The following is a 9,441-nucleotide window of genomic DNA, read 5'->3' as shown; positions in this document are numbered from 1 at the left end:
GCCCGCGGCGGAACCGCCCGCCCTTGCAGCACCTGTACCTGCGCCTGCTGCGCCCGCTGCTCCCGCACCCGCGGGCGTCCGTGCGATCCTCGTGCTCGACACGGGCGAGCGCATCGAGGTGCGCGGCACCACGCTCTTCGGGCGGTCTCCGAGTGCGGCCGCCGGCGAGGGGGAGGCGCTGCTCGTGCCGGTGATCGACGACACTCGCTCGGTGTCCAAGACGCACATAGCGGTGATGCCGGCTCGACGAGGTGTCTTCGTCGTCGACCGGGCGTCGACCAACGGCAGCGCGATCATCCGGGGCGGTGCGGAGACGGTCCTCCCGGCCGGACACCCCGCCGAGCTGAAGACCGGCGACACGGTGCGCTTCGGCGACCGGTCCCTCCAGGTGGAGTGGGCATGACCCTGAGTAGTGAGATGCGCCCTCGGCGCGGTGAGGACGAGCGATGAGAGTCAAGCTGACCCTGCGTCGACCCGCAGCACCCCTGACCGATGTGGTCGTGATGGCCGACTCGACGGCGACGATCGCCGACGTCGCGCGTCAGATCGCCACGACCGACCCCGCACGCAGTATCGCCGCGGCTCCGGCCGACGTGCTCACTCTCTCGGTGGCGCCGCCGACCAGCGAGCAGCTCACCATGCTCAACCCCGACCTGCTCGTCGGTGACGCTCCGATCGGCTCCGGCTTCCTCGCCGAGGTGGTCAACGTCGGCCCGAACCGGGTATCGGTGGGAGGAGCCGGCACGCGCCCGGCCGCCGTGCTCACGGTCGTCGCCGGTCCCGCCGCGGGCCAGGAGTTCCCGCTGCCGATCGGTCACTTCCTGATCGGCCGTGATAGCGCGAACGACGTCACGATCGCTGATCCGCTGGTCTCGAAGCGGCACGCTCGTATCGAGGTCGCCGCGACCTTCGTCGAGCTGGTCGATCTGAACTCGGCGAACGGGATCCTCGTCGATGGCGGACTCGTGCAGCGGCTCCGCGTGATTCCCGGACAGAGCTTCGCGCTCGGCGACTGCGAGTTCGTCGTGCACATGGTGAGCGACTTCGACGGATCGGCCAGCGGCGACCCGGTGCTCGAGCGCGGGGGTGCTCTGATGTTCAATCGCAGCCCCCGCGTGGAGGAACGGTTCACGGGGCAGGAGCTGGATGAACCGCGCTACCCACGCGACCAGCCGTCTCGGCTCTTCCCCTGGCCCATGCTCGTCGCGCCGATCCTGTTGGCCGTGACGATGTTCAGCATCACGCAGCGTCCGGCCTCTCTGCTCATCGCCGCCGCCTCCCCGATGATGATGTTCGGTAACTTCATCTCCCAGAAGACCAACATCGGTCAGCGTCTGCGCAAGGAGGCGGAGTCGTTCGAGGAGCAGTTCGAGCGGCTCGAGGAGACGCTCTACCACTCGCACCCGAAGGAGCGGGAGGTGCGGCAGAACGAGGTTCCCGCCGTCGCCGTCGTGTTCGATGAGGCGATGCGCCTCGGACCCCTGCTGTGGACGCGTCGACCGGAGCACTGGAACTTCCTCGCCCTGCGCCTCGGCGTCTGCGAGAGCGAGGCGCGCACGCGCATCAAGCGCACCGAGACCCCGGAGGCGCTCGTCGAGTACGTCGAGCGCGTCGACCGCCTCGAGGAGCGGTACCGGATGATCGACGACGTCCCCATCCTGGAATCGCTCCAGAGCGTGGGATCCATCGGCGTCGCGGGGCCGACGTCGCTCGCGAGCGATGCGCTGCGCGGGATCGCGGTGCAGCTGTTCGGTACGCATTCCCCCAATGAGCTGGTGACCGTCGCCCTCACCGAGCCGGGCTGGGCGAATGAGCTCGACTGGCTCAAGTGGCTGCCGCACACCTCGAGCGAGCGCAACCCGTTCAAGGAGATGCCCCTCGCCGATTCCGCCTCGACGGGCACGGCGCTGCTCAGCGGCCTGGAGGAGATCGTGCTGCGTCGCTCGCGGGAATCGAAGTCCGCGCGGCCGCCGTACGGCGCCGACTGGGATCCGATGCGCTACGGGACCGACGTCAAGCGGGCAGCAGAGGACGCGACGTTCCCCGGCCAGACGGCCATCCTGGTGATCATCACGAACGACGCTCCCGTCGACCGGGCTCGACTGACCCAGATCCTGGAACGCGGCGCCGACGTCGGCGTGTACGCGCTCTTCGTCGCTCCGGTCGTCGAGGCGCTGCCCGCCGCGTGCCGCACGTTCGTCGATGTGAGCTCCGGCCTCGCCGATGCCGTGGTCGGTACCGTCCGCAGCGGCGTGGACTACCGCGGGGTGCAGGTCGAGGGCGTCTCGCACGCCTACATGACCATGTTCGCGAAGCGCCTCGCCCCGGTCGTCGACTCCAGCACGGTGATCGAGGATTCCTCCGACATCCCGAACTCCGTCAGCTTCCTCTCGCTGGTGGGCAACGAGGTCGCCGAGGATGCGAGCGCCGTGATCGACCGGTGGCGTCAGAACAACACCATCATCGATCGCTCCGGTGCTCCGCAGTCCCGGCTCAAGAAGGCCGGAAACCTGCGCGCCATCATCGGGCAGTCGCAGACCGACGCGATGACCCTCGACCTGCGCTCCCAGGGGCCGCACGCGCTCGTCGGCGGGACGACCGGTGCCGGCAAGAGCGAGTTCCTGCAGGCGTGGGTGCTCGGCATGGCCGCGGCCCACAGCCCCGATCGCGTCACATTCCTCTTCGTCGACTACAAGGGCGGTTCCGCGTTCGCGGATTGCGTCGACCTGCCGCACACCGTGGGGCTGGTCACCGACCTGAGCCCGCACCTGGTGCGTCGCGCCCTCACCAGCCTGCGCGCCGAGCTGCACCATCGCGAGCACCTCTTCAACCGCAAGAAGGCGAAGGACCTCCTCGAGCTCGAGAAGCGTCGCGATCCCGAGACGCCACCGGCCCTGGTGCTGGTGATCGACGAGTTCGCCGCGCTCGCCGGAGAAGTGCCGGAGTTCGTCGACGGCGTCGTCGACATCGCCCAGCGCGGTCGTTCCCTCGGCATCCACCTGATCATGGCCACCCAGCGCCCCGCGGGCGTCATCAAGGACAATCTGCGCGCGAACACGAACCTGCGCGTCGCGTTGCGGATGGCCGATGAATCCGACTCGAAAGACGTCGTGGACGATCCGGTGGCGGCGACGTTCCCGCCCTCGCTGCCCGGACGCGGCATCGCGAAGACCGGTCCGGGTCGCCTCGTGCCGTTCCAGTCCGCCTACGCGGGCGGGTGGACGACCGACGAGGCGCAGGTCGCCGAGGTCAAGGTCGCCGAGCTCCGCTTCGGCTCGATCCAGACCTGGGAGGCCGAGCAGGCTCCGGAATCCGACTCCCACGATGAGGATCTCGGACCCAACGACCAGAAGCGCATCGTGGCGACACTCGTGAACGCGGCACGCGAGGCCCGCATCCCGGCGCCCCGGCGTCCGTGGCTCGACGACCTCGAGGGCGCCGTCGATCTGCGCGACCTCCCGGTGCTCGGCGACGGGCAGGTGCTGCTCGGCAAGATGGATGTCCCGGAGCGGCAGCTGCAGGAGCCCGCGTACTTCCATCCCGACAAGGACGGGTCGCTCCTGGTCTACGGGACCAGCGGATCGGGCAAATCGACGGTCCTGCGCACGATCGCGATCGCGGCGGGTTTCGAGCCCGCGCATTCGAACGTCGAGGTGTACGGCCTCGACTTCGGATCGGGTGCGCTGAAGAGCCTCGAGATGCTGCCCCACGTCGGCTCGATCATCTCCGGCGACGACTCCGAGCGCGTGCAGCGCGTGCTGCGTTCGCTGGCCGCCGTGCTCGACGACCGCGGCAAGCGCTTCAGCGCCGCCAACGCTTCCAGCCTGACCGAGTACCGGGAGATCACCGGAAAGGATGAGGCCCGCATCCTGATCCTGATCGACGGGTTCCCGCAGTTCCGCAGCGAGTGGGAGTCGACCACCGCGCGGATGCCGTTCTACCAGACGTTCATGCGCATTCTCGGAGAGGGGCGCCCGCTGGGCGTGCACGTGATCGCGAGCGCCGACCGTTCGGGCTCCGTGCCCACCGCGGTCAGCGCCAACGTGTCGCGGCGCGTGGTCCTGCGGCTCTCCGACGAATCCGGGTACGCGATGCTCAACGCGCCCAAGGACGTGCTCGACGAGCGTTCGGCTCCCGGTCGCGCGATCGTCGACGGGCGGGAGACGCAGATCGCGACGTTGGGCGGCACCCCGAACGTGGCTGAGCAGACCAAGCTGTTGGAACAGCACGCGACGGCTCTGCGCGCGGCCGGGGCGAGGGAGGTGCCGGAGATCGGCGCCCTGCCGACCCGCCTGTCCGTGCGCGATCTCCCGGATCGTCTGGGCGAGTTCCCGGTGCTCGGCGTCGCGGAGGACACGCTGGCCGCACGCGACTTCGACCCTGTCGGCACCTTCGTGGTCGCCGGTCCGCCATCGTCGGGCAAGACCACCGCGCTCAAGGGGATCATCACGTCGATACGGCGGTTCGACCCCGAGGTCAAGCTGTTCCACTTCGGCGGTCGCCGAGCCCAGCTCAAGGGCTACGTCGACTGGACGCGGAGCGCGGTCACCCCGGAGGACGCGAAAGAGCTCGCGAAGGAGATCGCCGAGATCGCCGTCGACGAAACCATTCCGGTGCGCATGCTCGTCATCGTCGAGGACGTGCCCCAGTTCGCGGACGGCCCCGCCGAACGCGAGATGAAGGCGCTCTTCCAGGCGATCAACCGGAGCGATCACCTGCTGGTGGGCGACGCCGACGTCACCCAGGTGACGAGCGGCTTCGGATTCATCGGCGACTTCAAAGCCGGGCGCAAGGGCATTGTTCTCAAGCCGGATGCGTTCGACGGCGATGCGATCTTCAAAGTCCCGTTCCCCAAGGTCAAGCGCACGGATTTCCCGGACGGTCGAGGCATCTTCGTACAAGCGGGACGCCAGGTCACGGTACAGCTGCCACTCATCGAAGGAGACACATGGACGCCAGTCCGCTGAGCGCGAGCGCGCACACGCATCGGTTCCGAAGGAGGGGCGAACGATGACGGTCACCTTCGACGACGCCGCGCTGCGCGCGCGTGTGGATCCGGTGCGTGCGCGGCAGGAGAGCCGTGAGCGTGTGACGAGGGAGGGGCGCCGGTTCGGCGTGGTGCTCGGTTCCGGCTGGGTCGTCTTCCAATCGGTCGTGCTGGTCGTCGGCGCCGGTGCACTCGCGGCCCTGGCCGTCGTGGCCGTGCAGTTCATGTTCGGTGCCGACGGCGCCGATCTGACGACCGTCGTTCTGGCTGTGCTGATGGTGCTGCCGCTCGCGGTCGGCCGCATCCGATCCCACCTCCGGGGTCCGCGCGAGCGGGAGATCGAGGAGTACCGCCTCGAGCAGTTCACAGCGGCGAACGGACTCACCTATCGCACCGGCGAACTCGACCCTGAGCGGCCGGCAGCGTTGTTCGGAATCGGCACCTCGCGAGTCGCCAGCGACATCGTCTCCGGCCCGTCCCCGCGCCCGTTCGAGGCCGCGAACTACTCGTTCGACACCTGGGTCGCCCGCGCGCGCATGCCGCGGGTCGCGAACTACGTCGAGTTCGCGCTGACCGGCTCGCTGCCGCCGATGGTCCTCGTGACCAAGTCACCCGCAGTCGCGGCATCCGGATGGGAGCCGACTGCGCCGCAGGAGCGCGTGCAGATCGAGGGCGACTTCGCCGCGCGCTTCGAGGTCTTCACGACGCGGGCGACGGAGGAGCCGGTACGTCATCTGCTCTCTCCGGACGTGCAGGCGGCACTGACGGCGGTCGCCGAGCGGTGCGACGTCGAAGTCGTCGGCGACCGGGTCTACGTCATCGCCCGACGGCACCTCCCGATGGCTGAGCCCGCGTACTGGGAGTGGATCGAGGATCTCGCCGCGCTGGTGTCACTGCTGGAAGTCCGCGGACGCGCGGAGCAGACGGCGGGTGTCACGGAGGCGGATCCTGCTCGTCGCACGCGGCGGGAGGCTTTGTTCGCCGCTCCCAAGGGCGGGCGGGCGGCGGCTGTCGGCTGTCTCGTCCCGCTTCTCGTAGGTCTCGTGGCCGCCGCCCTGATCACCAAGATCACGACGGGCTAACAGCGACGGGTCATCCTGGGATGGGGAGTTGTCCCCATCGACCGAAGGGTGATTCTCTTCGTAGAGTTTGCATAGTCGGGGCGATCAGATCGCCGCGACGGACACTTTCAGGGGGCCGGCTCCGCAGCCGGTCCCTTCGATCTGAACGTTTCATGAGGGGGACGGACGTGGGTGACGGCGTCAAGCTGAAGTACGGAGATCTCGAGCCGTTGCAGACCGAATTGAAGAACATCATCGAGGAGTTCGAGCACGCCGGTTCGCGCAGCAACGATCTCGAGAGCGCCGTGGGCTCACCCTACGGCGAGCGTGCGCTGCGCGATGCGGCATCCGACTTCGAGGGGCGCTGGGACGACCGCCGTAAGCAGCTCATGGATGATTGCAAGACGGTCGAAGAGTACGTGGCTGCGGTGATCAAGGGATTCCAGGATTTCGACCGTGACGCCGCATCCAAGTCCGAGAACAGCGGAGGCTGACCGTGTACGAGTACATGCCCATGACCTCGCCGGCGGGTCACCCGATCGGCGCTCTGACCGGTGATGTGGAGGCGATCCGCGATCGGGGGAACTCGCTGCAGGATCTCGCGAACGCGATGAGCAACTCCGCGACGCTGCTGCAGCGCCTCGTCGACAACGGCGCCGACATGCAGGGCGAATCCGTCGACAAGCTCGCCGAGATCTCCGGAAAGATGCACGCCGAGCTCGGCCGCGCAGCCGACCTGTACGACGCCGTCGCGCCGCACATCGTGCAGTATGCGTCAGACCTCGAGACCTCGAAGGCCGCGATCGATCCGATCCTCGACGATCTCGAGACACTGTGGGCGACGTATCAGCAGAAGAAGGATGCCGCATCGTCGGCGGCTGCGCAGAGCCCCGACTATCCGACGGGCGCGGATGCCGACGACGATCAGGCGCGGCAGGCGGCGGAGGACGCGCGTGACGACGCAGCCGAGGCCGCATCGGGGGCGGCGAGCAGCGCGCGCGGCGACTGGGATGCGCGTGCCGGTGACTACGATCGCGAGTGGAACAGCTGGCACACCGCGTTCACCAACGCGGCCAGCAACATCCGTGAAGACACCTCCGACAAGATCGAAGACGGCTTCTGGGACAACGTGGACGGCTTCCTGCAGTTCATGTCCGACTTCCTCGCCGTCGCCGGCATCGTTCTCGCCGTGCTCGCGATCATCGTGGGTGGCCCGATCATCGCCGCCCTCGCCGCCATCGTCGCGGTCGCCACGCTGATCGTGGCCGTCGCGCGGTTGGCGAGGGGCAAGGGGTCGGTCATCGATGTCGTTTTCGGTGTCATCGGGGTCATCCCGCTGATCGGTCCCGCGATCAAGTTCGCGCGTGGTCCGATGGCGATGATCCGCGGCGCGGATTTCGGCGCCGACGGCATGCGGTTCTTCAACGCCGTCGCCGGGCGGGCTCCTCTGAGCACGCTCAGCCAGATCCGCGGCGGATTCACGACGGGTTTCGGCGAGTTCTCCGCTCGACTGTTCACGGGCAACGGCGCCGCGTCGTTCGCCGCGCAGATGACGGGGGTGCAGACGCTCGACATGGTGGGCAACGTCTTCGCTTCGCATTTCGCGATCGCCGGCGGTATCAAAGACAGCGCGGGCGGTGCGTGGTCGGGCACATTCGACCCGGATCAGAATCCGTTCTCGTGACCGACAGCGACGCGAGTCGCCCCATGGAAGACTGAGACGATGAGCAGCCTGCGCGCGGAACTGACGGGAAACTCCGGAACGATCATCCCGCCCTACCGGATGCTCCTCCCTCCGGGATGGGAGGCGTTCGACCTCAGCGAGGCGACTGAACGAGACCTGATCCGTCGGGCGGACGCGCGCCTGCGGGGTGCGCAGAACACGACTTTCGGGCCCGTCCTCGCAGGAAAGGTGCACGAGGCCCTCGAGGGACTGCGGGCACGCCAGGGCTTCGCGTATGCCTTCGCGGGAGAGGCGGCGCCGTCCTGGGCGATCGGTGCGGCGACCCTGGTCGGGCTCAAGCGTTCCTCGACGCCCGAAGCGACGCTGGAGCAGCTCGTCGAAAGCGCGATCCGCCACCACGCCGGCATCGCCATCGGTGAGGGTCAGCGCATCGTGCGGTGGACCGAGCGCCGTGAGGTGTCCCTCGACGGGGAAGACGTCGCGTCGCTGCTGATCAACTACCTGATCCCGGTTCCGGGAACGAGGCTCACCGAGGCGGTGCAATGGACGGCGACCGTGACGCATGAGGTCGACCTTCCCGCCGATCACCCGAACCTCACGCTCTGGACGGCACTGTTCGACACCCACGTCAGCACCTTCACATGGACGGTGCGCTGATGGACCTCGCCCTCTCGTACGCGCCTGATCGCATCATCCCGATTCCTGGCGAACGACTCTCACCGCAAGAGCAGGTGACGTGGGCGCGTCAGACGGCGGAGGACTTCGCTCGCGATGCCGGTGCGCACTCCACGGTCGCGGCGCAGATCGAGACCGCCCTGCTCGCGGTGGCGGCGCAGGCCGACGATGACCGAAGGCTCCTGCTCGTCGTGGGCGTCGACGGCGGGGTCGTCGCACCGCTGATGATCTCTGTGATCACGCATGAACTCTCGCGTCAGGAGCAGGCGGACTTCCTCTGGTCGAGCACCGCGATCCTGCCCGTCACGCCGAGACTCACCGAAACCGACGCGCTCGGCACCGGGTTCTCCTCCACCCTCGCGCAGCGGGAGAACGGTCTCGACTTCGCGACGCGCCGCTGGATCTTCTTCGGTGAGGGTACGACCGTGTGCGCGATGCTCGGTCCTGTCGTGCCCTACGGGATGGCGTTCGTCGAGCCGTTCGCCGAGGCTGTTCTCACCACTGCTTCGCTCAGCGGTTTCGTCCCGCGGTCCGACCCCGAGCGTCTCGAAGAGCTCGTCTCCGCCGTGGTGCGCCCGGGGGACGACTGGGTGCTGAACGGCTGACCCCGTACCGACACGCATCGAGCCCTGTGCGGGGATGGGGAGTTGTCCCCATCGACGGTGTTCGTGGGTGCGCCGTAGGGTGGGTGTTGTTCGGGCCGGAGGGGTCCGGTTCTCTCGATTGGCGGAGGTGTGGACGATGGCCGATTTCGGTGCGTCTTATGCGGAGATGGAGCAGGTGGCGTCGTCGCTGTCGCAGGCTCGTGATGACATTCAGGGTCAGTTGGACACGTTGAAGGGTCAGGTGGACACTCTTCTGGGTGAGGACTTCAAGACGCAGCATGCGTCGGGGAAGTTCGGTGAGGGGTACACGGAGTTGACGACGGGTCTGAAGACCGCGGTCGACGGCATCAACGACATGTCCGAGTCGCTGTTGGGCATGATGCGGGCGATCCAGGACCTGGACCAGCAGCTCGCCGGCAGCTGACACAC

Annotated in this window: 8 protein-coding genes; all 8 read left to right on the top strand. The window is 68.1% G+C overall.

Going from position 1 to position 9,441, the window contains the following annotated elements; translation table 11 throughout:
- Positions 1-403 (top strand): FHA domain-containing protein (locus GZ64_RS0108235; protein WP_156040313.1); only part of this gene is annotated, 403 nt, incomplete at its 5' end.
- Positions 404-446: 43 nt separating this feature from the next.
- Positions 447-4,967 (top strand): FtsK/SpoIIIE domain-containing protein, encoded by a 4,521-nt coding sequence (locus GZ64_RS0108230; protein WP_029265872.1) that lies wholly within the window; start codon positions 447-449, stop codon positions 4,965-4,967.
- Positions 4,968-5,010: 43 nt separating this feature from the next.
- Entirely contained in the window at positions 5,011-6,069 is a 1,059-nt protein-coding gene (locus GZ64_RS0108225; RefSeq protein ID WP_029259846.1) for a hypothetical protein, read from the top strand.
- Between the two features lie 167 nt (positions 6,070-6,236).
- On the top strand, positions 6,237-6,542 hold the full coding sequence (locus tag GZ64_RS0108220) for a hypothetical protein (RefSeq protein WP_021198489.1): 306 nt from the start codon (positions 6,237-6,239) through the stop codon (positions 6,540-6,542).
- 20 nt (positions 6,543-6,562) lie between these two features.
- Positions 6,563-7,732, top strand: a complete 1,170-nt coding sequence (locus tag GZ64_RS0108215; RefSeq protein ID WP_029259845.1) for a hypothetical protein — start codon at positions 6,563-6,565, stop codon at positions 7,730-7,732.
- Between the two features lie 39 nt (positions 7,733-7,771).
- The gene (locus GZ64_RS0108210; protein ID WP_029265870.1) at positions 7,772-8,389 is read left to right on the top strand and encodes a hypothetical protein; all 618 of its coding nucleotides are present in this window, start codon (positions 7,772-7,774) and stop codon (positions 8,387-8,389) included.
- Positions 8,389-9,012 (top strand): hypothetical protein, encoded by a 624-nt coding sequence (locus tag GZ64_RS0108205; protein ID WP_136025411.1) that lies wholly within the window; start codon positions 8,389-8,391, stop codon positions 9,010-9,012. Before GZ64_RS0108210 ends, GZ64_RS0108205 begins: the two co-directional genes overlap by 1 nt.
- A gap of 136 nt (positions 9,013-9,148) precedes the next feature.
- A complete protein-coding gene (locus tag GZ64_RS0108200; RefSeq protein WP_028501988.1) occupies positions 9,149-9,436 on the top strand; it encodes a WXG100 family type VII secretion target in 288 nt (95 codons plus the stop codon).
- The last annotated feature ends 5 nt before the right edge of the window (positions 9,437-9,441 follow it).

The organism is Microbacterium sp. Cr-K32 (assembly GCF_000708345.1).
Classification (GTDB): domain Bacteria; phylum Actinomycetota; class Actinomycetes; order Actinomycetales; family Microbacteriaceae; genus Microbacterium; species Microbacterium maritypicum_A.
Note: the sequence above shows the minus strand (reverse complement) of the source record. Positions and strands in the feature narration are given on the sequence as shown.